General features: G+C 54.6%; 24 protein-coding genes and 2 tRNA genes. 12 read left to right on the top strand and 14 right to left on the bottom strand.

Annotation, left to right across the window (positions count from 1 at the left end; genetic code table 11):
* Positions 1 to 3: 3 nt before the first annotated feature.
* The 3 genes from IPN28_09275 to IPN28_09265 all read right to left on the bottom strand — a co-directional run bounded on the left by IPN28_09275 (position 4) and on the right by IPN28_09265 (position 2,374).
* Positions 4 to 930 (bottom strand): VWA domain-containing protein, encoded by a 927-nt coding sequence (locus tag IPN28_09275; GenBank protein QQS56471.1) that lies wholly within the window; start codon positions 928 to 930, stop codon positions 4 to 6.
* A gap of 128 nt (positions 931 to 1,058) precedes the next feature.
* Complete coding sequence (locus IPN28_09270; GenBank protein ID QQS56470.1) at positions 1,059 to 1,751, bottom strand: hypothetical protein; 693 nt, start codon at positions 1,749 to 1,751, stop codon at positions 1,059 to 1,061.
* Positions 1,748 to 2,374 carry a hypothetical protein gene (locus tag IPN28_09265; protein ID QQS56469.1) on the bottom strand — a complete coding sequence of 209 codons (627 nt, stop codon included), beginning with the start codon at positions 2,372 to 2,374 and terminating at the stop codon, positions 1,748 to 1,750. Before IPN28_09265 ends, IPN28_09270 begins: the two co-directional genes overlap by 4 nt.
* A 203-nt stretch (positions 2,375 to 2,577) precedes the next feature.
* On the opposite strand from IPN28_09265, the gene IPN28_09260 reads away from it, so the two are divergent.
* Positions 2,578 to 3,372 (top strand): hypothetical protein, encoded by a 795-nt coding sequence (locus IPN28_09260; GenBank protein QQS56468.1) that lies wholly within the window; start codon positions 2,578 to 2,580, stop codon positions 3,370 to 3,372.
* Here the strand turns inward: IPN28_09260 and IPN28_09255 are convergent.
* Positions 3,369 to 4,688 carry an integrase arm-type DNA-binding domain-containing protein gene (locus IPN28_09255; GenBank protein ID QQS56467.1) on the bottom strand — a complete coding sequence of 440 codons (1,320 nt, stop codon included), beginning with the start codon at positions 4,686 to 4,688 and terminating at the stop codon, positions 3,369 to 3,371. The two genes, IPN28_09260 and IPN28_09255, sit on opposite strands and share 4 nt — an antisense overlap.
* Positions 4,689 to 4,983: 295 nt before the next feature.
* Positions 4,984 to 6,237 carry a sel1 repeat family protein gene (locus tag IPN28_09250; protein QQS56466.1) on the bottom strand — a complete coding sequence of 418 codons (1,254 nt, stop codon included), beginning with the start codon at positions 6,235 to 6,237 and terminating at the stop codon, positions 4,984 to 4,986.
* 217 nt (positions 6,238 to 6,454) lie between these two features.
* Between IPN28_09250 and IPN28_09245 the strand changes: the two genes are divergently transcribed.
* Positions 6,455 to 7,726, top strand: a complete 1,272-nt coding sequence (locus IPN28_09245) for a class I SAM-dependent RNA methyltransferase (GenBank protein ID QQS56465.1) — start codon at positions 6,455 to 6,457, stop codon at positions 7,724 to 7,726.
* A 21-nt stretch (positions 7,727 to 7,747) separates the two neighbouring features.
* Here the strand turns inward: IPN28_09245 and IPN28_09240 are convergent, their stop codons facing one another.
* A complete protein-coding gene (locus tag IPN28_09240) occupies positions 7,748 to 8,656 on the bottom strand; it encodes a hypothetical protein (protein ID QQS56464.1) in 909 nt (302 codons plus the stop codon).
* Positions 8,657 to 8,773: 117 nt separating this feature from the next.
* Here IPN28_09240 and IPN28_09235 point away from each other — a divergent pair, with 117 nt between their 5' ends.
* The gene (locus IPN28_09235; protein QQS56463.1) at positions 8,774 to 9,796 is read left to right on the top strand and encodes a hypothetical protein; all 1,023 of its coding nucleotides are present in this window, start codon (positions 8,774 to 8,776) and stop codon (positions 9,794 to 9,796) included.
* A 376-nt stretch (positions 9,797 to 10,172) separates the two neighbouring features.
* On the opposite strand, the gene IPN28_09230 is transcribed toward IPN28_09235, so the two are convergent.
* Positions 10,173 to 11,015, bottom strand: coding sequence for a sulfurtransferase (locus tag IPN28_09230; protein QQS56462.1), 843 nt, complete (start codon positions 11,013 to 11,015; stop codon positions 10,173 to 10,175).
* 118 nt (positions 11,016 to 11,133) lie between these two features.
* Between IPN28_09230 and IPN28_09225 the strand changes: the two genes are divergently transcribed.
* On the top strand, positions 11,134 to 11,880 hold the full coding sequence (locus IPN28_09225; GenBank protein ID QQS56461.1) for a hypothetical protein: 747 nt from the start codon (positions 11,134 to 11,136) through the stop codon (positions 11,878 to 11,880).
* A 267-nt stretch (positions 11,881 to 12,147) separates the two neighbouring features.
* Here the strand turns inward: IPN28_09225 and IPN28_09220 are convergent, their stop codons facing one another.
* A complete protein-coding gene (locus IPN28_09220) occupies positions 12,148 to 12,930 on the bottom strand; it encodes a hypothetical protein (GenBank protein QQS56460.1) in 783 nt (260 codons plus the stop codon).
* A gap of 38 nt (positions 12,931 to 12,968) precedes the next feature.
* A complete protein-coding gene (locus IPN28_09215; protein QQS56459.1) occupies positions 12,969 to 13,499 on the bottom strand; it encodes a hypothetical protein in 531 nt (176 codons plus the stop codon).
* Positions 13,500 to 13,689: 190 nt separating this feature from the next.
* On the opposite strand from IPN28_09215, the gene IPN28_09210 reads away from it, so the two are divergent.
* Both IPN28_09210 and IPN28_09205 read left to right on the top strand, forming a co-directional pair.
* A complete protein-coding gene (locus tag IPN28_09210) occupies positions 13,690 to 14,415 on the top strand; it encodes a response regulator (GenBank protein QQS56458.1) in 726 nt (241 codons plus the stop codon).
* 1 nt (position 14,416) lies between these two features.
* On the top strand, positions 14,417 to 15,790 hold the full coding sequence (locus IPN28_09205) for a hypothetical protein (protein QQS56457.1): 1,374 nt from the start codon (positions 14,417 to 14,419) through the stop codon (positions 15,788 to 15,790).
* On the opposite strand, the gene IPN28_09200 is transcribed toward IPN28_09205, so the two are convergent.
* Together IPN28_09200 and ppa are read right to left on the bottom strand one after the other, a co-directional pair.
* Positions 15,787 to 16,284: a TlpA family protein disulfide reductase gene (locus IPN28_09200; GenBank protein ID QQS56456.1), complete on the bottom strand. Its 498-nt coding sequence runs from the start codon at positions 16,282 to 16,284 to the stop codon at positions 15,787 to 15,789. The genes IPN28_09205 and IPN28_09200 overlap by 4 nt on opposite strands.
* A gap of 3 nt (positions 16,285 to 16,287) precedes the next feature.
* Positions 16,288 to 16,818 (bottom strand): inorganic diphosphatase, encoded by a 531-nt coding sequence (ppa, locus tag IPN28_09195; protein ID QQS56455.1) that lies wholly within the window; start codon positions 16,816 to 16,818, stop codon positions 16,288 to 16,290.
* Between the two features lie 130 nt (positions 16,819 to 16,948).
* On the opposite strand from ppa, the gene IPN28_09190 reads away from it, so the two are divergent.
* Together IPN28_09190 and katG are read left to right on the top strand one after the other, a co-directional pair.
* Complete coding sequence (locus IPN28_09190; protein ID QQS56454.1) at positions 16,949 to 17,386, top strand: transcriptional repressor; 438 nt, start codon at positions 16,949 to 16,951, stop codon at positions 17,384 to 17,386.
* 23 nt (positions 17,387 to 17,409) lie between these two features.
* Positions 17,410 to 19,563: a catalase/peroxidase HPI gene (katG, locus tag IPN28_09185; GenBank protein QQS58588.1), complete on the top strand. Its 2,154-nt coding sequence runs from the start codon at positions 17,410 to 17,412 to the stop codon at positions 19,561 to 19,563.
* A 150-nt stretch (positions 19,564 to 19,713) separates the two neighbouring features.
* Here the strand turns inward: katG and IPN28_09180 are convergent.
* Positions 19,714 to 19,788: transfer RNA gene (locus IPN28_09180), tRNA-Asn, on the bottom strand.
* Positions 19,789 to 19,905: 117 nt separating this feature from the next.
* Here IPN28_09180 and IPN28_09175 point away from each other — a divergent pair.
* A complete protein-coding gene (locus IPN28_09175) occupies positions 19,906 to 20,883 on the top strand; it encodes a hypothetical protein (GenBank protein ID QQS56453.1) in 978 nt (325 codons plus the stop codon).
* 44 nt (positions 20,884 to 20,927) lie between these two features.
* Here IPN28_09175 and IPN28_09170 read toward each other — a convergent pair whose 3' ends face one another.
* Complete coding sequence (locus IPN28_09170; GenBank protein ID QQS56452.1) at positions 20,928 to 21,293, bottom strand: hypothetical protein; 366 nt, start codon at positions 21,291 to 21,293, stop codon at positions 20,928 to 20,930.
* 103 nt (positions 21,294 to 21,396) lie between these two features.
* Positions 21,397 to 21,470 (bottom strand) — tRNA-Cys (locus IPN28_09165).
* 167 nt (positions 21,471 to 21,637) lie between these two features.
* Between IPN28_09165 and IPN28_09160 the strand changes: the two genes are divergently transcribed.
* The 3 genes from IPN28_09160 (at position 21,638) to IPN28_09150 (ending at position 25,822) form a co-directional block, all read left to right on the top strand.
* Positions 21,638 to 22,300: a protein-L-isoaspartate O-methyltransferase gene (locus tag IPN28_09160; GenBank protein QQS56451.1), complete on the top strand. Its 663-nt coding sequence runs from the start codon at positions 21,638 to 21,640 to the stop codon at positions 22,298 to 22,300.
* Positions 22,301 to 22,458: 158 nt separating this feature from the next.
* Positions 22,459 to 23,097, top strand: coding sequence for a DUF2497 domain-containing protein (locus tag IPN28_09155; protein ID QQS56450.1), 639 nt, complete (start codon positions 22,459 to 22,461; stop codon positions 23,095 to 23,097).
* Positions 23,098 to 23,188: 91 nt separating this feature from the next.
* Positions 23,189 to 25,822 (top strand): valine--tRNA ligase, encoded by a 2,634-nt coding sequence (locus IPN28_09150; protein QQS56449.1) that lies wholly within the window; start codon positions 23,189 to 23,191, stop codon positions 25,820 to 25,822.
* Positions 25,823 to 25,855 lie beyond the last annotated feature (33 nt).

Raw genomic sequence — 25,855 nt, 5'->3', positions numbered from 1 at the left:
GTCCTAGCGCCCCGTGATCTTGAGGATTTGCAGGCCCGAGAGCGAAACCCCGAAGGCGCGCAGGAAACGGTCGAGTTCGCCGCTCAAATCCGCCCCTGCCGAGACTTGCAGATCGGCCACGGGCGCAAGCACGGCGGGCGCCGCGTTTCCCGCCCAGAAGACGAACAGCTTGTTGTCGTTGGCGAGCTTCTGGCCGCTGGCGATGAGGGCGGCGGTCTTTGCGCCGTAGGCGTCCGTGATCCCGGAGTCGATCCCGTCGGTAATGACCAGCGTGATATTCGGCATCCCGGTTTCCCACGAATAGATTGCGCTCTTGTTCATCTCGAAACTGATCCGCAGCGCCTCGAAGAGCGCCGTTCCGCCCGCAGGCGCCGGAACCTTGCCGAGAACAGAAGCCGCTTGCGCGCACGGTGTTGGCCGCGCCGGATCGGTCAGCTCCTGCACGCGCTCGTTAAAGACCAGCACCCGGCAGCGGGCGAACGAAGGCAGCGCGGCGAGAAACGGCCGCAGGGAGGCCATCACGGGATCGAGCGCGCCCGCCATCGAGCCCGAGACATCGAGCAGCAGATTGACGGGCAGCGGCGTTCCATCCGGGATCGCCGCCCAGTCATAGGCGAACGGGAGGCGCTTGAAGCCTGTGTTGAAGACAGCAACTTCCGAGGGTGCGGGCGCAACAATCGACCCGTCCGCCCGCCGGAAGAGCACCAGCGCCTCGCGCGCACCGTTGACGGAGCGCACACCGGCAATCGTCACCGATGCGACATTGCCGCCGGCAAGGACGATGAGGTCTTCGTCCTTGTGGCCCGCGAAGGCGGTGAAGGGGCGGCCGCTCTCAAGAAGCAGCCCCGAGCGCCGGATACGCAGATCAAGCAGTGAGTCGTTCCCCGCCGCGAGATCGAAGATGATTTCCGGCTTGCCCAGCGTGCGCACCTGCGCATCCGGATCGGCGACCGAGAGCTTCGCGCGTCCGGCTTCCGGAGCCGTGACGGATATCCGCTGCGCGTCGGCGGCGGCGGCGGCGAGCGCGAACGTCAGGATGCATACAGCCTTGTGGGTTCTCATAGCGTCTCTCCCACTGAGAAGGGCGAGGCGCGCAGCGCGGACAAGGAGCGCTCGACATCGAGGAACGTGACGGGAACGCCCCGCGCACGGAGTGAATCGAAGCTCGGCGCCAGAAATTCGTCCCACACGCGCTTTTGATGCGGAGAGACCCAGAAGAACGAAACCGAGCGGATGTTCGCCGGTCCGAAGAGCGCGCCGTTGATGTCGCCTTCGGCGGGCGGCATCTGCGGCAGGGTGATGTGCGTCACCTCCGAACACGGGCGCGGTGTATCCACGAGCGAGGAAAAGACCACGACCTGCACGGCGCCAGTTCCTTCGCGCTCGTGCTGGGCCAGATTGCTCCTCAGTTCCGCAAAGGCGCCGGGCAGGTTATTGCAGCGGGCCGGATCGGCGGTGATGGCATCGACCAGCGCCTGCGCGCGGATGGGGTCGCGCCGCAGTTCGAGCGGCGTGCCGCTCCAGACCGTGCGCCCGAGCGAGGTTGCGATCACATTGACTCTGGCGTGGGCGCCGGCGCGTTTGGTGGCGAGCGCCTTCACGTGCGCCAGAAGCATCATTTTGGTTGTTTGCGCGTTGCCCGCATCGAGCAGAACGCCGGAGTCATCAATGATGAGTTCGAGTGCGATCTTTTCCTGCGCGAAGATTGGCGTGCTCACCAAGAACAGCAGGACGAGAAGAAGGTGTCTCATGACGCGCTCCTCGACAAGGCCCGGCGCGAGGCTTTGAGGATGTGGGCGGTGGCCAGCCCCATGGCGGCGTTGATCAGGATCAGCGCCACGCACATCAGCAGCATCGGCCAGAAGCCTGTCGCATGACCCGCCAGCGCCGGGATCGGCGAAGGCGCGCTTTCGGCGGCCACGCGCAAATAGAGCGCCGCAAACTCGGTGACGACGACGAAGGCATAAAGAAGCAGCAGGAGTCCGGTCACGATCCGGCTCAGCGCATCGGCAAAGAAGCCTTGCGGGTTCCCGAAAATCTCCTTATGCCGCTCGATGAGCTGGCCGAAGAGGAAGATGGGCGTGGCGACGGCGGCAAGGCCCAATATCCCGTTAATCAGGGTCGAGACGGTCAGGTTCGAAACCCATGCCCACGGCGGGAGCCCGAGCGCATCGACGAGAAACACATCGGAGCCGACGGTGTTGACCAGCGAATAATTGGCCGTGTGCAGCAGCCAGTTGAAGGCTTCCGCGCCCATGATCCCGGCCAGCTTGACGACCACCCAGAGCCGGTCGGCCGGCTCCAGCGGAAGGGCCGCATCGCCGGTTCCTTTGGGCGGTTGCCAGCTTGAGAAGTTTTCTTCGAACTCGGACATGAAAGCCTCCTTGCGCCCGCCTGAAGGACACTCCAGGACGGGCGCGTCACGGTTGATTCGTGCGGCGGTCCGAATCTCAGGGACTTCGGACCGCCAGGGGGCTTTGCGCAAAGCTTGGAAAAATCGTAACGGAAGGGCTCGGTTCAGGCGAGAAACAACGCCCGGGCTTGTCAAGTTCAGCGCCCCGGCAGCGATAATTCCCCATGCCCCGGAAGAACAGACCGCCGAAGAACCGCTACTGCCGCCGCTCCAAACTCGGCGAAGAGGCGTTTGCGGGGTTGTTGTTCGACTGGTTTGCGAACCGGAGCGCCGAAGAAACGGCGGTCCGACTGGAAGAGCATTACGGCGTGAGCATCAGCCGTCAGGGCGTGAACAAATATTTTCTCAATCTCGGCTACTACACTTTTCTCAACACCTACATTCCCGACGCGCTGTTGCTCCTGCTCAGTTCCGATCTGGAGCAGAAGGGCTTTCCGGAAAACATCGCGCGTGAGCGGCGCTGGTTCTTCGCCTACAGTTTTGAATTTGCGCAGTCGATGCTCAAGGCCGCCCGGATCGGTCCCGAACGGAAGGCGGTGGCCTGCGACCGCTTGCTTGCGATCCCGGCGGCGCTCCGGCTCTATATCGAAGACGGCGTGGTCTCATCAGAAGCGATGATCGAGAGCACAGCGCAGGGCGCCATCTTCACGCGCCTGCGCGATAACCAGTTCCTCGTGTCCGCCCTCCGCGAAATCAGACGCCGGACCTTCGGATACGCATCCGCGCATTTCCTCTCCTATTTCGGGAAGGCGTATTTCATGGAGGCGTTCTCAATATCCTACGAGCAACGCGGCAACGACCAGGCCACGCTGAACAATGTCTGGGTTCAGATCGGAATGCGCCTGCCTCTGACCACCTCTCTGCAAGTCAATCCGATGACGGTCATGGAACCGGCCCGCATTGCGGCGACGATCCCCGGTCTGATCCGAGGATTGACGGAGGAGAGGCGTGAACCCTAGAGCAGGCCGCCGTCCTTCACACGGCGCCGCAGCTCGTCGAGCGTCGGAACCTCATCGACGCTCTTCGCGCTGACGATCTGGTCGAGCACAAACTCCCAGACCTGAGCGGCGCGCTTCTTTTCGAAGTCATAGGAATACTGCACATAGACCTCGCCCGTCACATCGCGGTCACCATCGGAGTGATTGAGCATCAACCGTGCATAGAGTTTGGGGAGACCGGCGGCGGTGATCCACGTGGCGCCCGTGCGCCGGAGATCGTGCGGGCAGAAATTCTCGATCCCCAGAAGCTCGCGGCTGCGGCGCACGGCTTGCGAGAAGGCCGTCTTGCCGAACGGCGCAAGCGCCTTCTCCGGTATGCGCGGCGGCTTCTTCGCCCGCGTGGCCCCGAAGGCAAACGGGCTGGCGCCGGTGTAGGGGCGCACCTGCTCGATCAGAGCCAGCGCGTGACGATTGAGGGGAACCCGGTGCATGGTCCGGTTCTTGGTTTCGTGCATCTCCATCTGCCAAACGGTTTCGTCCAGTTTGAGGGAGCGGTAGCGCATATGGCGGACCTCCGTGCTGCGCTGCATGGTCACGAGCGCGAACTTCAGCGCTGCGACCGTCACGGGCGGAAGTCCGGCCTGATCCAGCCTGTTCCAGAACAGCCAGATTTCTTTGAGGGAGAGGACGCGGTCGCGGGTTCCGGTCACGCCGAGAAGTTCAATTTCGCTAACGGGGTTGTGGGAGCACTTTTTCCGTTTGATTGCGAGATTGAAGAGACGGCGCACGCAAGCGATAGCGTGTTTAACCGCGACCTTTCCATTGCGCGTTGCGCTTTTCTTCTTCTTTGATCGGGCAATTATTCGGCGCTGAATGCTGTCGATGTCTTCGGCAGTTACGTCCGTGAGCCATTTATCGCCAATTACTGGCCAAATATCTTGGCGGAAGTATCGCTCTTCTTCGTCAATGAACGCCTTGTTCTTCAGTCGTCCGACATCAAGGTAGGCTGTTGTAAAGCTGGCTACCGTGTCCTTGTTGGCATCGGCTGCTTGGTGATTGTGCAACTCTTGTAATGGGTCACGTCCATAGGCATAGACCTGTTCATAGAGCGTGTCATAGTGTTTTCGAGCGTTGCGGATGCTCCATGCTGGATATCTGCCGATGGTCATCCAGCGGCTCTTCCGCCCTTTCATGTACTTGAAGACGAAAGTCTTTGCGCCTGATGGCGTGACACGCAGCCCGAAGCCAGGACATCCGTTGCACCAGTAAAGTGTCCGTTTTGGTCCGGGTGTCAGCGACCTAAGCACAGAGTCGAGAAAGTTTATTGTCGATGGCATCCATGCACACATCTCGTTATTGTTCTTCGCTTCTGGGCTACTCACTGGGCTACTCAGAAGCTATTTACAGCATGAGCAGAATGAGCAGCCACGAGCAAGCGCAAACTATTTCCTGCTGTGGGTTACAGCGGAATCTGAATCAAGATGTCGGAGAAAATGCAACGCTAGAGCAGCATTGCCGCATCAGTCCTCTGTAACCCTTATCCAGTCTACGTTACAGCGATTAACTTCGAGTTAAAGCAACTGCCTTCTAAGCAGTAGGTTGCAGGTTCAAGTCCTGCCGGGATCGCCAGTTTCAGGACTTATCCGGCTCTGTCGGCTTATCTTCGGTGAAGGGTGTCACGTATTTTTCGCGGTATTGGGTGATGAGTTCCTGTGCCTGTTCCTTTTGTCTGGCGGTCAGAGTTTTGGTCAGGATGGCCAGTTCCTTTTTGCCTTCCTCCGCGCCGCGTTCGCGGGCCAGAGAAAGCCACACGAAAGCGCTCAGCGTGTCGCGTTTTTCTCCTTCTCCGCGGTATTCCATGCGGCCGAGGTAATAAAGCGCGTCCTTGCTGCCGCTGGCGGCGGCGCTCATGAACCATGTGCGGGCCATGGCGAAGTCCCGCTTGATGTCCTTGGCACCCCCGTAATAGATTTTACCGAGATGGTAGCGGGCCTCCGCGTTGCCCTGATTGGCGCAGCGGGTGAAGATATCAAAGGCTTCCTTCTCATTTTTTTCGGTTCCCAGCCCGTAATAGAGCATCTTGGCGGTGTTATAGAGTGCCTCGGTGTCCCCCTGTTCGGCGGCTTTGCCATACCATTTCAGGGCTTCGGAGTGATTTTTTTTCACGCCTTCGCCCTTGTAGAGCAGGCGGGCGAGGTTGTATTGCGCGTCCGCGTGGCCCTGCAACGCCGCCTTTTCGTACCAAAGGGAAGCTGCTTTTGGGTCTATTTCCGTGCCGAGGCCTTTTTGCAGCAGTTTGGCGGCGCTGTACTGCGCGTCGGGGTGACCCTGTTCCGCCGCCTTAAGGAACCAGCGAAGCGCGACCGCCGGATCGGCCTGCACGCCGTCCCCGCTGAGATAACGCTTGGCCAGCGCGTACTGGGCGTTCACATTGCCGCTGTCGGAGGCTTCCTGATACCAGTTGAAGGCGGCCTTTTCGTCTTTTATGGTGCCTTCACCCATATAATACATTCTGGCCAGCGCGTATTGCGCGTCGGTATCGCCGGCTTCTGCCGCCTTTTTGTACCAGTTGAACGCCTCTATCGGGTTTTTGTCTCCGCCTTCGCCCTTGAGCAGCATTCGCGCCAGGGCGGACTGTGCATCTGCGTTGCCCAATTCGGCGGATCTGCGGTACCATTCCCGCGCTGCGGCCTTGTCCTGCGGGACGAACTGGCCGTAATAATAGATGATGGCCAGTTTATTGAGCGCTTTGGTGTCCCCCTTTTCGGCGGCTTTCGTGTACCATTTTAAAGCTTCCGTCAGGTTTTTTTCGACCCCTTCGCCCAATGCGTATTTCGTGGCGAGTGCATATTGTGCGTCCGTTTCTCCCCGGAGGGCGCGGCCCATGAGTTGGTTGAAGGTTTCCGGGGTTATGGCTTGAGAAAGACTACTCCATAATAACAGAACTAGGAGCGATGCTAGGATCGATCTGGTACGCATTTTTTACTCGGCCCGCTTGATTTTGTGCACTTAGTAAACATTTTAACGCAGAAAATCAAGCTTTCCTTCGGACGGGATTCACGCTTCGTGTCATCCTCTGTTATGGCTTATAAGGGGTTAGATTATGAGAAAAAAGGTCCACAGCGATGTTTTCTTGAACGTCCACTCCCTCGGGGTGGGCGGGGACGGGGTTGCGACGCATGAGGGGGTGTCCGTTTATCTTCCGAAGACTGCACCCGGCGATACGGTGCGGGCGCGGATCGAGAGGTTTGCGGAAGGGTATCAGGGACGGGTTCTTTCGGTTGCAAGCCCTGCGCCGGACCGCGTGGCCGCGCCGTGCGGGCATTTTGAAACCTGTGGCGGATGCGCGCTTCAGCATCTGAGTGTAAAGGCTTACCGTGACTGGAAGGTGGAAAAGGTCAGGGCCGCGCTGGAGCGGGTGGGGGTTATACCGGAGGTTTGGGAGGAGCCGGTCTTTCTGAATGCGGCGACGCGGCGGCGGACGACACTGGCGGTTTTGCGGACAAGCGATCAGTTTTACATAGGGTATCACGCGCCGCGCAGTCACCAGATTACCTCCGTTTCGCACTGCCTGATCCTTGAGCCATCTCTGGATCAGGTGCTTCAGGCGATGCGGTCCTTTCTAGCGCGTTTGGCGCCCCTGCGTCATGCTGTGGACGTTACGGTTCAGAGCGTGGAGGGGGCTTTTGATATTCTGCTGACCGGGCCGTGGCTGTCGGGCGGGTTTTTTACGCTGGAGCAAAACGAGGCGCTTTCGGAGATGCTCAATACTCTTAAGCTGGCGCGGATCAGCCTGCGCGAGCGTGAGCATGGGGCGATCGAGGTGCTTTTGACCCGTCAGCCTGTGATGAAGACTTTCGGTGTTCTTCGTGTTCCGCTGCCTCCGGGCGCGTTTTTACAGGCGAGTGAGCAGGGGGAGGCGGTGCTTGTCGAGTGCGTCTTGCGATATACGGCGGGGGCAACGCGGATTGCCGATCTGTTTTGCGGGTGCGGGACGTTTACGGGCGCTTTATTGGGGCAGGGGGCGCAGGTTTTTGCGTGTGATAGCGATGCGGCGGCTCTTGCCGCTCTCAAGCATCCGAAGCTGACGGCGGCGCGGCGCAATCTGTTCAAGGAGCCTTTGACGCCTAAAGAATTGCAGGGGTTTGACGCCGTGGTGCTCGATCCGCCCCGCGCCGGGGCGAAGGAACAGGCGGAAAATCTGGCGGAGAGCGGTGTAGAGAAAATCGTTTATGCCTCCTGCAATCCGGCGTCCTTTGCGCGGGATGCAAAAATTTTGGGGGAGGGCGGGTATCGCTTGGTGAGTCTTACCCTGGTTGATCAGTTTGTCTGGTCGGCGCATACAGAGATTGTTGGGGTTTTTACTTTGATCTGAAGTGTGATTTGATCGAAGGCGCTATTTTTGAGGAATTTTTTTTTCTTTCCAGTTTTTGTTCTTTAGTAAGTGCTCGCGAAAAGCACAAGCTGAGTTTCTAGTCATTTTTCTTTGTGAAAGAAAAGTTAATTGGATTTTATTTTCTGTATTGGTGATAAAGCCGACAGATAATATTTTGAAGCCGCTGCCTTTTTTATTTTTGCCAGAGTTAATCTCAGGGAGAAGATTTTTTATGACCTCCTGAAACTCCTTCCCAGACAGTAAACCCTCCAGTGGACGTTTATAAAGGCCCGACAAGGTTGCTTCCCCTCGACCGAAGATCGACGGTTCTTCTATCGGTTCGTAAATTGATTCAGTCAGTATGTTAAACTCTCCATTAATAACTACGGGTCTGAATATGTTTTTTACGCCCGTGATACCCTTAGATGAGGACAATACGAACATTTCCCTGCTTGTCTCTCCCGGTGTACTTTCAAAAAATTTTAAGTATAAGCACCATCTGTCTTCGTAGCGTCCAACAAAGTAGCCATTGAGCTTTCCGTTGTTGTCTGTTTCGACTTGAACTTTTCCGATTTCCAGCTTGTCACAATACTCTTTTGGGCCGACGCGCTTTTTGAGAAAATTATTGTATATTTTGAGAAAATCTTCGAACACCACTGCCGAGATTTTCGAGATGTTCACGGAAGTCAAATTTTTATTGTCCGGCTTTTCTTCTATGACGTATCGTGTGAATATATCTATATCTTGTTTTCTATCATCCATGTTGATGGAGAGAGGAATGGCTGCGGAGGATATGGTTCCGAAAGTGCAAGTCTTTTCGTTGCTATTTGGCTGTTCTTTTGCAGCCTTTGATTGAACTGGAGCTAACAGCAAAAGAACCGCCGCAAAAAGACCTGTGAAAACATTCCTACTTTTCTTTATTTTTAGCATTTTTGGTCGATAACGTTGGTGTCATTTAGTAAACCACGATTTTACAGCTTGGGAAATAAAATGTTATAGTCTTACAAACAAGTTTGCATAACAACACCATTGGGGTCGGCTTTTTAAATGACACAGCACTCTTCCTATTTGCGGAACGTGTTTTTATCCACGGTTTTTGCCGTGAGTTCGGTGGCGTGTTCGAGTGCTTTACCGCAAGCTCAGGTGGCTCAGCCCGATCCTCCGCGCAACACGACGCAAACCGTTTATACACTTCCGGCCGCCGTGCAGAATTTTTATATGGACGGTCAGGCGGCGCAACGATGCGCCACGATCGACGGGCAGGGAACGACTTCGCCGTTTGTTGCCGATTCTGTGCGGGAGATCAGTACAACGCTTAACCGTTTTCCGCTGGGCCACGCGGCGGTGCTTGATTTGCAAAAATCCGGCACCGTGCTTTGTTTTGAGTCCAGCCCTATCGCCGATAATGTTCAAGGGGTGGTGCGGCACGCCGAATATCTCAGAGAGAGAAATATGTTCCGGGTGACCGCTGCCGATCCCTGGCAGGTCATGCATGAGTGGAAACACAAGAAGGACGATATCAATTTCAATAATTTTTTCTACACGCCCAGATCTGCGGTCCTTATGCTGCGTTTTTCCGAGGCGGGCGCTTATACTTTTGAGGCAATGGCGCGCCATGAGGCGCAAACCTATGGCGTGTCTGTTCCCTCTTATCCTGCCGGGTCGCATATCGATCAGGTCGAGCGGGCATACGCAGCGACTCTGGGACGCGGGGGTACGAAGGAACAAGCCTGGCGAGCGGCTTTCGATACTACATTCAATATTGGAATGCTGAGCGGTTATACGGATCATGTTCTTAATGCGTATGAACAAGCCGCCACCTTTGCCCCGATCAGTCAACTTCCTTATTTTGCCCAAACGGTTGTTTCGGATGAAAATTTGATCAAGGTTGCCTTGCCGCCGGGGTGGGGCGTCGAGGCCTTCCGGCGCACGGGTAACAGCGAAGTGAGTAAAGATCTGACCTATGTCGGGAACAACCTCAGCCAGGAAGAGCAGTTACAGCGTCTTGAAAGGACTCTTGAGAAGAAGCCTGAACCTGCTCCTGCCGTCCTTCCTTCGCCCTTTAATTAGGCACTCAGAAATTTTCCAGAATATTATTTTGATCTAAAAAAAAGTCCGGAGACTTTTTTGAAAAGTGCTCCGGACAAACGGCGGTAATAGAGGGTGTGTTGGGGTATCTTATAACCGATAATGATTCTCAGATCAAGAAAATAATTACAATTTTTTAAATATGACACTGTATTCGCAGTACCTTTTTGTTGATTAAATAAATAAACAATGCAAATCATCTAATAAATTAGTAATAATCGTCAACGCGTAGGTATATAAAAACTTCTGCTCTAATAACAATTATGTAACAAAAAATCTATATTTACATCTGTACGAACACTGTTCATGTCATGTTCTGTTTAAGACTTCGAAAGAGGCGGGGGGAGGATTTTTATAACTATGTTCCGCAAGCTATTTTATTTCCTGCATTTTTCTGTCCCCACTCGGCCCATGAGCCGTCATAGACGGCAATTTTGTCAAAACCGAGGCGGAAGAGGGCGAATGCGATCACGCAGGCGGTGATGCCGCTGCCGCAGGTCGTGATTGCGTTCAAGTCCTTCATATTGAGATCAAGTCCGTTATGTTCAAAAAGGTCACGAATTTCCTTTTCGCTTTTGAATGTTCCCCTTTCCGGGTCCACGAAGGAGGAGGCGGGAAGGGAAAGGCTGCCGGGAATGTGTCCGCTGCACATCCCCGGACGGGGTTCGGGAGCTGTGCCCAGGAAACGCTCCCTTGGGCGGGCATCGAGAATCGGGTGGAGGTTTTTTTCGCTGGCTTCTCGGACCTGACCTTGTGTGACCAGCAGTTCGGAGCGGTATTCGGAGATTTTGTAATGGGTCGGCGCTATAGGCGAGGGTGGGCCGGTTTCCAACCCTCCTCCCATCCTGATCCATTCCGGCAAGCCGCCGTCCAGTACAGCGACATTATCATGGCCGAACAGGCGGAACGTCCACCATACCCGGCACGGACCCATAGTCATGCCATGCTGGCCGTATAGAACGATAAAGTCCTCTGTCGTAATGCCGAGGGCGGAGAGAGCGGATTCGAATTGCTCCTGCGTTGGTACAGTATGGGGCAGGGGGCAGGCGTGATCCGAAACGGCTTCGATATCAAAGAAGCGAGCGCCGGGAATCCTCTTCAGTTCAAAGCTTTCCTGAAGATTTTCTGGTAACCCGGGTAGAATGAAGGTGGAGTCAAGAATCCTAGGTATTATCTTTGATTTAGCCCTATCCTTAATCAAATGACTTAATTCTTTTGGTGAAATCATAGGCTTTATATTTGTAGGCGTCATGTCGATTGAGAAGAAAGCAATTTTATGGTTTAGTTTGGAGAGATATTTTAACTCAGAGTGAGCAGACATGGATACCAAAACTTTAATCAAATACGCCACGAGGGTAAGTTATGTTTTGGGTGGCTTTCTTGCGCTCCTGTTGGTTCTTTCTCTTGTCATCCTTGAACTCAACAAGAATCCTGATGCTGTTGCTCGTAAAAGAAAGGCCGATGAGATATTTGGTCCTAAGGTCGTCAACCAAAACCTTCCGAAGCCTTGGCCTCCCGAGATGAACCAGCCTTATCCCGAGTTGTCTCTGATCGACAGCAAGGGCGCTCCTTTCAAGCTGTCTGAAAAAAAAGGGAAAGTCATGGTTGTCGAGTATATAGACATTAACTCACCCTTGTCGCAATCTTACTCAGGAGCCAAGGAAAAGGGCGTATACGGGGGTGCAACAAAGACTTTTGATGAAGGTGTCTCCCGTTTTGAGGAGATTGCGTCAAAAGAAAATCAAGGGCAGGCGGTTTTGCCCAGCCCTGATATTATTTTCATAAAAGTCATTATCTACAACGAGAATGGGGAACAGGCGAAATCCAGCGATGCTGAGTTATGGGAAAAACATTTCGGCTTTACTTCTGATAATAATTATTTTGTCACCGTTCCTGAGAAGGATATACGCGATAAGCTTACTGATCGTATTGTTCCCGGCTTTCACTTGATCGATAAAGAATTTAATCTTCGTGTCGACTCGGCTGGATCTGAGCCCAAGCACAGCTTACAGTTCCGTTTAGTGACCATGATTCCTACCCTTCTGGCTGCGGAGGTTGAGGAGTAATCATTGGCTGATTATGTATATCTGTTTTTTCTATTGTCAGCTATCAAGTATTTAGTACTATTGCGGTGTGATGTGTCCATTTTTATAAAAAGATGGATTTTTAGTTAAGCTTCTAAAGGAGAAAAACCATGTGTTGCGATGTTGTTCTGATGGCTCAAATTACCGAAAAAGCAACCAAAGCGGTTGGCAAGAAGTAATTCACGCCGTGTCGTGCAGATAAAAAAACCGACCCAATAACCGGGTCGGTTTTTGCGTTTGTGTGACAGGTTAGTCGTTCTGGCGGGTCCAGGTGGTTTCTTTGGTTCCTGTTTCGCCGTCCTTGTTGGTGTAGCTGGTCGTTTTCTTGCCCTTTTCCCACTGGGCGCTGCGTGAGCCACCATTGGAGTAGTCAGTGTTGACCGTCTTATTCTCCTTGTCGTAGGTGGTGGTCGAAGAGCGTTCCTCGCCGTCGTATCCGGTCGTGCTGCGATTCAGGCTTTTATTTTCCTTGTCGTAGGAGGTTTCCGTCGTCTTCGTTCCGGTCTTGCCGTTCGGGCCGGTGGCGTTGCGGGTGGTGGTCACGACGCCTGTCTCCTGATCGTAGGATGCGCTTGTGGTTTTGGTTCCGGTCTTGCCATTTTTGTTGGTATACGAAGTGGTTTTTGTGCCGTTATCGAACGTGGTCGATTTAGAGCCGCCGTTCGAGCTTGTGGTGTTGATGGATTTGTTTTCCTTGTCCACCTTGGTCTGGGTGGTGTGCTGCTTGCCGTTATAACCGGTTACGGAGCGGTCGAGGGTTTTGTTTTCCTTGTCCCACTTGCCGTCGACGGATTTCTTGCCGGTCTTGCCGTTGGGGCCGGTGACGTTGCTTTCGCGGTTATAACCCTTGCCCTTTTCCGCCTTTACCTTGCGGTCGGCTTTGGCGGTTTTGCCCTTGAAGCCCTTGGCGCTGGTTGAGCGGTTGAAGCCCTTGGCGTGGGCGTCGGATAGGACGACTCCGCTTTCCAGAGCCATCACCGCACCGCAGAGCAGGGCGACTTTCAGGGCCGATTTAAAAAATTTGGTACGCATTGTTTTTCTCCTTCAGTGTTAAAGATTGGTTATCCGTCTTAAAGTCTTTTTGCAATGGCCGGGGGTGCTACGGCTTTCAGTCTTGCAATCTGTTCCTCGTTCAGGCTGGTGTAGAAGGCCTTGACCGAAGGCTGTATGCTGTCCATCACCTGCAGGGCCGTGGTGAGTACGAGGCGGCGTTTTTCCATCATCGAGAGGAAATCTTCGCCCAAGGCGCCGTAGCTGGTGCAGGCGGTCTGGATGACCTTGTCGTTTTCGTTTGCTTTGGCGCGGACTTCGTCGAGCAGGGCGGTCTGATTTTCAACCGGGTCCACAATGTAATCGACGGCGTTGATGATGCGGTTGCGGAGATCGACGCGCTTTTCGCCGCAGATAAATTCCTCGGCCATTTTGCGGAAGCCGTCGATATCACCGGAGGCGAGGGCGAAGGCGGGGGGTATTTTTACCCCTTCGGTTTCTACGGCCTTTGCCAGAACCTGACCGGGGCGCATTGTTTCGATCGCTGTCACCAAGATTGCGCTGGTGGCCAGTACGCTTAAAATGAATTTTGTTTTGCCCGGTTTCGTCATGATCTGTTCCTTATTCTTAAAGGGTCTTTCCCTTACTCTTGGTCCAGTATGTCAGAGGACTGTTAACAGTGTTTTGCGAAAACGGGGTTTTTTGTAACGATTTGTAAATATCGGCGGGCGGGACTTCTTCTGCAAAAAAATCGTGTTATATTAAGAGGATGGGCGTGTTTTTCACTGGATTTTCAATGCGATGAGCCTTTCTGTTTTAGTGGTAGACGACGATCTGGAGGTGCTGGATCTGCTCAAAAAGGTGTTTGAGCGGGAGCATTATCTGGTGGATACGGCTATGGATGGGGCGGCGATGGACCGGCATCTGGCGGCTCGAACTTATGATGTCGTTTTACTGGATGTGATGTTGCCGGGGCGGGATGGGCTGCAGCTTTGCAAGGAGGTCAGGGCGCGTAATCCCGATGTGGCCATCCTGATGATTTCCGCGAAGGGGGATGATGTGGACCGGATCGTCGGTCTTGAGATTGGCGCGGATGACTATCTGCCCAAGCCGTTTAACAGCCGGGAGCTGCTGGCGCGGATCAAGGCGGTGATGCGGCGGAAGGGCGGTTCGACCGAGACGAAAACAACCAAGGACGATCAGGCGCTGATTACATTCGGTGATTATACTATCCGCACGGCGGAAATGGTGGTCGTGCGGACGAAGGGCGGGGCGGCGATCGAACTTACGAGCGGGGAATATTCGCTGCTTTTAGCTTTGGCGCAGCGGATGGGACGGCCCGTGGACCGCGATACACTTTTGAATATCACGCAGGGGCGGGACGCCATGCCCTATGACCGCAGCATCGATGTGATGATCGGGCGGTTGCGGCAGAAGCTGGAGAAGGATGCCCGAAAGCCGGAGCTGATTAAAACCGTGCGGAACCAAGGTTACGTTCTTTTTCCCGTAAAGGGCAAGGTGGATTGAGATGAGCATCCGCCGGATCGTGAATTGGGTTTTGATGCTCATTCTCCTGCTGTTCACGGTCCAGACCATTGTGATCGTCTATGCGGTTCATAGCAATCAGAACGCACAGGATACGGAACAATCAACGGGAAAGATCGGGCAGATCTCCAGCATCATCGAGACTGTTCTTACCCTGGATGAAGTCTCTTTAGGGGTCATGGTTTCCCTGCAGCCGTTTTCGGATTTCAACCTGGTTTATCCGGCACCGGAGGGGTTTATCGACCGTTTTCCCTCCCACCGGACGGCGCGACTGCTGGAAAGGCATTTGCAGGACCGGGTGGCTTTTGACCGCTCCAAGGAAGATACGCCGGACCCTGTTCCCAAGGTACGCGCCTACTGGACGGGGGAGGAGCAGGCGGAAAGCCTTCCCTCTCTGGCCTTGCGGAACCTGATTATCCTTGTCGAAGACCCTAAAGGCGGGCGCAGCTTTATTCTTCAGTCGAAGGCGGCGTCCGTTCTGACCTACTGGCTGTCGCGGATTATCGTTTTTTATGCGGTGTCGTCCCTTTTGATTGTACTGCTGGCGTTCTGGATTTTCCGGGTGACGACCAAGCCTTTTCTGGCGCTGCAAAAGGCTTCGGAGGCGTTGGCCAAGGACGGGTCGTTCATTCCTATACCCGTTCAGGGATCGGGAAAAGTCAGGGATGCGTTCGACGCGTTCAACGCGATGCAGGCGCGCGTCACGGGTTTGCTGGAGGAGCGGCGGCGGATGATTGCGGCGCTTTCGCATGATCTTAAGACAATCCTGACGCGTTTTTCGCTGCGGATGGATTATATCGAGTCGGAGGCGCAGCGGGAAAAGGCGTTTGACGATATCGGGGCGATGAACCGGACGCTGGACCAGATGGTGCTTTATGCCCGCAGCGAGGATGCGCTTAGGCCTAGTTATCAGGATGTCGATTTTCCGGCGCTTCTCAGACAGGTTGTCCTTCCGTTCGAGACGGAGGCGTTCCGGGTCGTCTTGAAAGGGATACCCGAAAACCTCTCCTTTCGATCCGATCCGGTTTTTCTTGAGCGGATCATTCAGAATATCGTTTCCAACGCTTCGCGTTATGCCAAGACTTTGGAGATTTCTGCCGAAAGGAAGGCGAAGGAGGTGTATCTGTTTTTTGCCGATGACGGTTGCGGGATTCCCGATGCGGAGAAGTCCGAGGTTTTCAAGCCCTATTACAGCGCCGATGCGTCGCGGAGCAAGAACAAGGCCGGAAGCGGTCTGGGGTTCATGATTATACGGAATTTTGCCCATTTGCTTGGGGGGCGGGTTGAACTGGCGGATCATTCTCCGCAGGGGTTGATCGTGCGGGTGATTTTGCCCTTGCCGCCGGAGAGTGCTTAATTTTTTGCACCAAAAATGAAGGTGCGTAAATGTTCGATCTCTAAACCGCCCTGCTGCACCACCTTGTTGGTTTCATCGAGATAGATCGCCGTGGGGTAGCCCTTCACGGGCGCTATGTTCAGCGTGGCGAGGGATTTGTTCAGGGACTGGCCGGGGGTGTCCTTCACCACAATGATCCTGAAGGGCAGGGGGCCGGCGCGGTTCAGGTAGTTCCTGAGATCCTGAAAGTCCTCGTCCACGGATACCAGGTTCAGAGAGCCGGGCTTTTCCTTTTCGATCTTGACCAGGTTGGGCATTTCGTTGCGGCAGTAGGGACACCAGGAGGCCCAGACGATCAAGGCTCTTTTGCGCCCCTTTTTGCCCGCGATATAGGTGGCGATTTTCTGGGGCGGGACGTGATAGACGGGTTGTTCTGCTGCGCGGGCGGGTTCTGACAGGCTTAGAAATGCAAGCCCGAGCCAAAACAGAACGGTGCCTTTCAGAAAGGTTTGCATCCCTTACTTCTCTTTTGCCCGTTCGATGGCCTTTGTGATCATTTCGTGCGCGGTTTCGGGGCCAGCCCATTTCATGTTCTTGACCCATTTGCCTTTTTCGAGATCCTTATAATGCTCGAAGAAGTGCGCGATCTGTTCCGTCAGAATTTCGGGCAAGTCGACATAGGATTTCACTTTTGAATAAAAAGGGTGGAGCTTATCGACCGGAACGGCTAGCACCTTTTCATCCAGACCCTTTTCATCCTCCATCAGAAGAACGCCGATAGGGCGGGAGCGGATGATCGCGCCGGGAACGACGGGAGACTGACCCACGACCATCACGTCGCACGGATCGCCGTCCTCGGAGAGTGTGTGCGGGATGAAACCGTAATTTCCGGGATAGATCATCGAGGTGTGCAGGAAGCGGTCCACGAACATGGCGCCGGATTTCTTGTCCATCTCGTATTTTACCGGGTGGCCGCCCTGCGGGATTTCGATGATGACGTTGATGTCTTCCGGCGGGTTCTGGCCGATGCTGATCTGGGATATGTCCATTTTACTCTCTCCGTTTGGTTTTTGTGGCTTATACGTAAAGGCTTAACGGCTGTCAAATAACAATAAAATTTTTTTAATTATTCAATAATTTGATTGATTCAAAAATTTTTTTTTCTATAGTTCTTCCATCATGAACGCGCAGCATATGCATATTCTCAAGAATTCCGGGTTGCATCTTACGCCCGTGCGTCTCGCAGTTCTAGGGGCTATCGAGGCCTGCCCGCATGCCGACGCAGACACGATCTTCCGAACCGTCAAGAAGCGCATTCATACGACCTCGAAGCAGGCGATTTATCATAATCTAAATACGTTGGTGGATCACGGCATCATCCGGGAGATCAGGCCCAAGGGGAAGCCTTCTTTGTATGAGGCGCGTATTGACGACAATCATCATCATCTGGTCTGCAAAAATTGCGGCGTTGTCGCTGATACAGACTGTCTTGATGCCGCGCCGTGTCTGAAGCCTACGGATTATCGAGGTTTTGTCGTCGAGGAAGCCGAAGTTGTTTTTTGGGGCGTTTGCCCCGATTGTCAGAAACCTGAAACCACGAAAGGGAAGAAATCATGAGTCAGGCCACAGCAAAGAAAAATATGGGCGATGCCAATAAATGCCCGGTTATGCACGGCGCCAATACGGTTGCGAGCGTCTCCAATATCGATTGGTGGCCCAAAACCCTGAATCTCGACATCCTTCATCAGCATGACACGAAGACCAATCCCATGGGTTCGGCCTTTAATTACCGTGATGAGGTCAAGAAGCTCGACTATAAGGCGCTTAAAAAGGATTTGGTCGATCTTATGACCGACAGCCAGGAATGGTGGCCGGCGGACTGGGGTCATTACGGCGGGTTGATGATCCGCATGGCGTGGCACGCCGCAGGGTCTTACAGGCTGGCCGACGGGCGCGGCGGCGCGGGAACGGGCAACCAGCGGTTTGCGCCGCTGAATTCATGGCCCGATAACGCGAATCTTGACAAGGCTCGACGTTTGCTGTGGCCGATCAAGAAAAAATACGGCAACAGACTCAGCTGGGCCGATCTCATGATTCTGGCCGGAAATGCCGCTTATGAATCCATGGGACTGAAAACCTACGGCTTCGGCTTTGGCCGCGAAGATATCTGGCATCCTGAGAAAGATGTTTATTGGGGGGCCGAGAAAAACTGGCTGGGCAAGGACCGCTATGAGGGCGAGGGCAGCGAAGCTCTCGAAAACCCTCTGGCCGCCGTGCAGATGGGGCTTATTTATGTGAACCCGGAAGGCGTTGATGGCAAGCCGGACCCGCTCCGAACCGCGCAGGATATCCGCGTGACCTTCGGGCGGATGGCCATGAACGACGAGGAGACGGTCGCTTTGACCGCGGGCGGGCATACGGTCGGGAAATGTCACGGGAACGGCGATGCGGGCCTGCTCGGGCCCGATCCTGAGGCCGCCGGTATTGAGGAGCAGGGGCTTGGCTGGATCAACCATACCAAGCGCGGCATCGGCCGCAATACGGTGACCAGCGGACTCGAAGGTGCCTGGACTACTCATCCGACGAAGTGGGATAACGGGTATTTCCGCCTGCTGCTCAATTACGAGTGGGAGTTGAAGAAGAGTCCCGCCGGCGCGAACCAGTGGGAGCCGATCAACATCAAGGAGGAAGACAAGCCGGTCGATGTCGAGAACCCCTCCATCCGTTACAATCCCATTATGACCGATGCGGATATGGCGATGAAGATGGACCCGGAATACCGGAAAATCTCGGAGAAGTTTTATAAGGATCATGACTATTTCTCGGAAGTCTTCGCGCGGGCTTGGTTCAAGCTGACGCACCGCGATATGGGACCGAAAGTGCGCTATATCGGGCCGGAGGTGCCGAAGGAAGATCTGATCTGGCAGGATCCTGTGCCCTCAGGGCGCAAGGATTATGACGCAGAGGCGGTCAAGGCGAAGATCGAGGCCAGCGGGCTCAGTGTCAGTGAAATGGTTACCACGGCTTGGGACAGCGCCAGAACCTTCCGCGGATCTGACATGCGCGGCGGGGCAAACGGTGCGCGTATCCGTCTTGCGCCGCAGAAGGACTGGACCGGGAATGAGCCCAAGCGTCTGGCCAAGGTTCTTTCGGTTCTGGAAAAAATCGCGGCGGAGACGGGCGCAAGCGTGGCTGACGTGATCGTTCTGGCTGGGAATCTTGGTATCGAGAAAGCGGCCAAGGCCGGAGGTTTTGATGTCAAGGTGCCGTTCGCGCCGGGACGCGGCGATGCCACGGATGCGTATACGGATGCGGAGTCTTTCAATCCGCTGGAGCCGCTGGCCGACGGCTACCGGAACTGGCAGAAGGAGAGCTATGCCGTCAGTGCCGAGGAGATGCTGCTTGACCGCACCCAGCTTATGGGCTTAAGCGCCTGTGAAATGACGGTTCTTGTCGGAGGCTTGCGTGTTATCGGAACAAACCACGGCGGCACCAAGCACGGCGTCTTTACGGACCGCGAAGGGGCTTTGACCCAAGACTTTTTCGTTCATCTGACCGATATGGGTAATGTCTGGAAGCCTTCAGCGGACGGTCTTTATGAGATCGTCGAGCGCAAGACCGGGAAGGTGAAATGGACGGCGACGCGGGTTGATCTGGTCTTCGGGTCCAATTCGATCCTCAGGTCTTATGCGGAGGTCTATGCGCAGGACGACAATAAGGAGAAGTTCGTGAAAGATTTTGTCGCCGCCTGGGTCAAGGTTATGAACGCCGACCGGTTTGATCTGGCCGCATAGGACAAAGCCGCTGCTTTGAAAAATCAAGGGTGCCGGAACAAGGATTCCGGCGCCTTTTTCTGTACTTACACATACAGTTTAGTTTGGCAGTTTAGTCTGGCAGTTTAGTCTGGAAAGCGTTTGAAAGCCGGGCGGTTAGGGGGGGGGGGATGGCTCCTCGACCAGGATTCGAACCTGGGACCAAGTGATTAACAGTCACCTGCTCTACCGCTGAGCTATCGAGGAACAGATCAGGGGGTTTTTATGCCGCGTCTTCTGCGGGTTGTCAAGCATCCTCAAGGGAGTGCGGTGCCCTTGAGCCTTTATTGACAGGGGTTTCCGGGTTGTGCCATCCTTTCTCTTATGACTAATATTAATATCTTCGGGGATGCGGTTTCGCACGGTGGTCTGGTTGAACTTTACCGCGAGGCTTATGAAGAGCTGGAGCGCGAATTTCCGCATCTCACGGGGCATCTGGCGCTCTATTTCGATAACGATCCGCGCAGCCTGAAGGAGGTCGTGTCCGGGTATTATGCCGCCTCTCCTGACCTTGCAGAGTTCTGTCTCCCGCGGTTGACTGAGGCGATGGAAGCGAACCACTCCAGTCTTGTCGGTACTTTTCCCGGCGATGATGGGACCATCAACGGCGCGATTATTATTCGTGATGTTGCGGATTCGTTCGATCCGGCCAAGCAGGAGGAACTTATGTGGGGTTCCGTTGCAAAAAGGCCGGGCTTTCCCTTGCCCAACCCGCCGCTGAATTACCCGGAGGGTTTTGGATTCTGGAGCGATTTTTACCATGAGCTTGGCAACCATCTTCATGCGATACGGAATATCGATCGGTACAAGGCGGGAACGGTCAGCGGCCTTGAAAAGGAGATGTTCGCGGATACGTTTGCCACCTTTGCCCTTTATAAGCGTTACGGGACGGAGGTGCTGCCTATTCTCAAGCATTTTTCGAATGTCCGCACGCTTGAAGTCGCTTTGAAGGCCAGTCAGGACTACTATACTTCGCCCGCCATTCTTGAGGCGATGGACAGGATCATGGACAAGAAAAAGAAATATTCCGGGTTCTCGCTGCAACAGTTGGAGCAGCAGGCGGTTCCTATTGTCAACAAGACCATGAGCGCTCACAAGGATGCCAAGGCGTTTGCTGCGGGCGTCGAGCCGTTGAACGATCCAAGAGTTCAGGCCGTGCTTTTAATAAGTGCGGAGCATGGGGCTGAATTGCTGCGGGCCATGGGTTTGAATAACTACGCGGTCAAATACACAAAAGCCGTGAACGATATTCTCGCGCTGCATCAAGGCGGTGCGCCGTATTCGAGATTTGAACCCTCCTAATTTTCCTTAAGGTTGGCTGCATCAGGCTGTTAGAGGGTTGTTTATTAATTCAGAGCTATGGCTCGGAAAATGGATTCGTACTGTTGTTTCTTTTCAGCGGGTACCTGCTTCATTGCCTTTTCAATAGAGAGTTCTTTGCCAGGGCCGTTATCCCTGTCCCAGCCGATGCTGTACTCCTGGCCTTCTATACGGACAGTAAAAGCCGCTCCATAAGGGTAATTCTTGACGGTATATTCAACCTCAAGCCCATCTATGTTTTTTTTATAAACAGTACTGTCTTTTTCTATTTTTCTTTGCTTTTCCTTATCCTCTCTTTCCTTTCTGTAGCCGTCGAGTTCTGTTTCCCTCGTATCAGAATCCAAGAGCAGTTTCATGGCAAAGTCTGCCGTGTTCTTCTTACTATCACCCATGATTCAATCCTTTCGTGAGTCAGTCTCGAAATATAGCCTGATGTGCGCTTGAGATTAGCATACGCATAGACTCAATGGGAATATACTTTGATATATGGAAAAATGGAGGCACGGCCGGGAATCGAACCCGGGTACGAGGATTTGCAGTCCTCTGCATGGCCACTCTGCCACCGCGCCGGAGCCAGAAAAGGTAAGGGGTATGATTAGAGGAGAAGCGGGGGGCAAGTCAATATCCCCGGTCATAAAAGCCTTTCTTTTCAAAAAATCTCTGGCCAAGCGCGGGCGGGCGGGGTAGAACGTCCCTGAGATATTCGCCTAAAAATTATTCGGATTTTTCAAATCTCATGACCGCCGATTATCAAAAAGCCCGCGAGAATATGGTGGATTGCCAGATCCATACCGCCGGAGTGCTTTCTCCGGGGCTGCTACAAAGTTTTATGAGTGTTCCGCGGGAGCTTTTCGTTCCCGACAAGATGCGCGGGATTGCCTATAGCGACGGCGCCGTCGCTTTGGGTAAGGGGCGTTTCATGATTGAGTGCATGACTCTTGCGAAGCTTTTGCAGGCCGTCCGGCTCGAGCCTTCGGACATGGTGCTGGATGTCGGGGCGGGGACGGGCTATTCATCCGCCATTCTCTCGCCGCTGGTGATGAGCGTTGTGGCTCTGGATGACAAGAAGACCCTCGAAAAGGCCGCTCGAAACTGGGAGAAGCTCGGTTGTCCCAACATTATCGCGGCGGAGGGGGAGTTGCGTGCGGGGGCGCCTGCCCATGCGCCTTACAGTCTTATACTGCTTAACGGCGCCGTCGATGCCTTGCCCCAGAATCTGCTTGGGCAGCTTGCCCCCGGGGGGCGGCTGGCGGGGATCGTCAAACGGGCAGGGGAGACTTTGGGCTGCGCCGTTCTGGCCGAAAAGCTGGAGGGGGGGCATATTTCCTCCCGTTCGCTGTTTGAAGCCGATGCTTCGTATCTTCCGGGTTTTGCACCTTCGTCCGCGTTCGTCTTCTGATTGCTTTTATTTTTCGTGTGCAAATATCGACAACGCCTCCTTTGCGGGCTTTATCATAAAAAGTGTCCAGAAGTGCGTGATTGGCTTTGACAATTTGCCTTTAATGTAAGAGACTGGTAGAGAATTTATGTCTTTCCTCCTTCTCTTTACCTACCCTCATGGCTGACGCAAAGAAAAACGAAGACGATCCGTCCATAGAAGAGATTCTGGATTCGATCCGCCGGATTATTTCGGATGAGGATACGCCGGAGGATGAGCCTGTGGCCGCCCCTGAGCCGGAACCTGTGGTTGCGAAGCCCCCACCTCCGCCTCCGCCCCCACCTCCTGCTGTTAAGGAAGCCCCTAAACCGCCACCCCCGCCTCCTGTAAGTATCCCTGTGCCGGAGCCAGAACCAGAAGCTGAAGAAGAGGTTCTTGTTCTGACCGAGAAAGCCGAACCGGAGCCGGAAGACCCTATCGTCGAAGAAATGCAAGCCGTGGTCGAGGAGGCCATCAGCAAGCAACCCATGCAGGTCGATTTGCGGGATGCGCTGGAGGAAAAAATCAAGCCCTACGAGCCTGAAGAAAGCATGGATACTTTACTTTCTCATCATGCGGAAGAAGAGGCTTATCACGCGATATCCGATCTGGCCCGCAAAGTGGCTATGGGCAAGAGCCAGTTGACACTTGAAGATATCGTACGGCAGGAACTCAAGCCTCTCTTGAGGGGCTGGCTCAATCAGCATCTGTCCGCCGTCATTGATCGCCTTGTGCGCGAGGAGCTGGAGCGGGTCTCCAACCGCGTCCTCCAGGATTAACTCTTTTGAAATTTCAGTGCATATAGACGTCTTGCACTCTTTGCCAAAACCCTTATGATCGCAGGGATTTTTGACAAGGGTAGGCTGTACTATGGACAAGACTTTCGATCCCGCGAATATCGAAAAGCGTCAATATGACGAGTGGGAGGCTTCGGGGGTTTTTTCCTGCAACCCGCAGCGTAATGCTGTCCCCTATACCATCATGATGCCGCCGCCGAACGTGACGGGTTCGCTGCATATGGGTCATGCCCTTAACGGAACTTTGCAGGATGTTCTGATCCGCTATAACCGGATGCGCGGGCGCGACGCACTCTGGCAGCCGGGGACGGACCATGCGGGGATCGCCACGCAGATGGTGGTCGAGCGTAAATTGCAGGAGGAGGGGTTGCCCTCCCGCCGGGAACTGGGGCGCGAGAATTTTCTACAAAAAGTCTGGGACTGGAAGGAAGAGTCGGGCGGGACGATCGTGCGGCAGATGCGGGCGCTGGGTACAACCCCGGACTGGTCACGCGAGCGGTTTACGATGGATGAGGGTTTGTCGCAGGCCGTGCTCAAGGTTTTCGTGCAGCTTTACAAGGAAGGGCTGATCTACCGCGACAAGCGGCTGGTCAACTGGGACACCAAGCTCCTGACCGCGATTTCCGACCTTGAGGTGGAGGAACGTGAGCAGAAAGGGCATATGTGGCATCTGCGCTATCCGGTCGAAGGGGAGGTTGCGGAGTATATTACTGTGGCGACGACGCGGCCCGAGACGATGCTGGGCGATACGGCGGTGGCGGTTCACCCCGACGATGAGCGTTACAAGCATTTGATCGGCAAATTCGTCGTGCTGCCGATTGTCGAGCGGTTGATCCCGATCATTGCGGATGAATACGCCAACCCTGAAAAGGGCAGCGGGGCGGTCAAGATTACGCCCGCGCATGATTTTAACGATTTTGAAGTCGGCAAGCGCCATAACCTGCCAATGATCAGCGTGTTCGATATGCACGGGCATCTGAATGAGAATGCGCCGGAGGGGTATCGAGGGCTGGAGCGGTTTGCGGCGCGTAAAAAAATTCTGGCCGAGCTGGACCAAATGGACGCGTTGGCCGAGGTGGAGAATGTGGTTCATGCTATTCCCTACGGCGACCGATCCGGCACGATCATTGAGCCGTTTTTGACCGACCAGTGGTATGTGAATGCGGCGGAGATGGCCAAGCCCGCGATCAAGGCAGTGGAGGAGGGGAAGACGGTCTTCGTGCCCGAAAACTGGACGAGCACCTATTACCAGTGGATGCGGAATATTCAGCCGTGGTGCATTTCGCGCCAGTTGTGGTGGGGGCATCAGATTCCGGCGTGGTATGGGCCTGAGGGGAGCGTCTTTGTTGAGGAAACAGAAGAGGAGGCGCTGGCGGCGGCTGAAAAGCAATTCGGGCGCAAAGTTGAACTCAAGCGCGACGAGGATGTTCTCGACACCTGGTTTTCCTCCGCGTTGTGGCCGTTTTCGACGCTCGGATGGCCGGAGAAGACGCCGGAGCTGAGCCGCTATTATCCCACCGACGTTCTGATTACCGGGTTCGATATCATCTTTTTCTGGGTGGCGCGGATGATGATGATGGGGCTGCATTTCATGGGCGATGTGCCGTTTCGCACCGTTTATGTCCATGCGCTGGTGCGCGACGAGAAGGGACAGAAAATGTCCAAATCCAAGGGCAATGTCATGGACCCGCTGGAGATCACGCAGAAATATGGCGCCGATGCGCTGCGCTTTACTTTGGTGGCGATGGCGGCGCAGGGGCGGGATGTGCGTCTGTCCGAAGAGCGGATCGAGGGGTACCGGAATTTTGCCACCAAAATCTGGAACGCCACGCGCTATTGCGAGATGAATAACTGCCTGCGGCATGACGGGTTCGATCCGGCCTCTGCGGTTTTTATTCCCAATCAGTGGATCATCGGGCAGGCGGGGAAGGCGCAGGCGGCCATCGATCAGGCGATTGGCGAATACCGATTCAATGAGTCGGCGGATGCGATCTACCGTTTTGTTTATACGTTCTGCGACTGGTATCTGGAATTTACCAAGCCTTTGCTGCAACAGGACGGGCCGCATACCGGGGAAATCCGCAGGACGACGGCGTGGGTGCTTGAGCAGATTTTGATCCTTCTCAATCCGTTCATGCCTTTCATCACCGAGGAAATTTATGCGGCGATAGACGAGCATACGGAGCGGCAGAGGCTGATCGCTTCCGACTGGCCGGAGTATCGCTTGCCGGCAAGGCCGGAGGCCGAGGCGGATATGGAGTGGCTGCTGAAGACCATCAGCGAAATCCGCAGCGTCCGCAAGGACCGGAACGTGCCCGCCGGAGCGAAGATCCCGCTGCTGGTCAAGGAGCCCTCGCCGGACATTCAGAGGCGTTTGAAGGATTATGCCGAGATCATCCAGAGGATGGCGCGGATTGAAAATATTGAAGTTGCCTCGCAGACTCCGCATGGGTCCATCCAGATCGTTGTCGATGAAACGATCCTTATCCTGCCGATTGCGGGGTTTATCGACGTTGAGAAGGAAAAGAAGAATATCGAGAGGGAGATTGAAAAAGTCGAAGAGGATATGGCCAAGATAGATAAGCAGCTCTCTAACGAACGTTTTGTTGCGAATGCGCCACCGGAGATTGTGGCGGAGCAAAGGCAGCGTCTGGAGGAGCTTGAAATGCGGCTGAAGAAATTGCGCGATATCCGGGATCGGCTCTGAGAGGCGGAATAAAATCCCATAAATTTGTAAAAT

It is taken from the genome of Alphaproteobacteria bacterium (genome assembly GCA_016699735.1).
In the GTDB taxonomy this organism is placed as follows: Bacteria; Pseudomonadota; Alphaproteobacteria; order Micavibrionales; family Micavibrionaceae; genus JAGNKE01.
The sequence above is the reverse complement of the archived record's forward strand: the minus strand, read 5'-3'. Positions and strand labels throughout refer to the sequence as shown.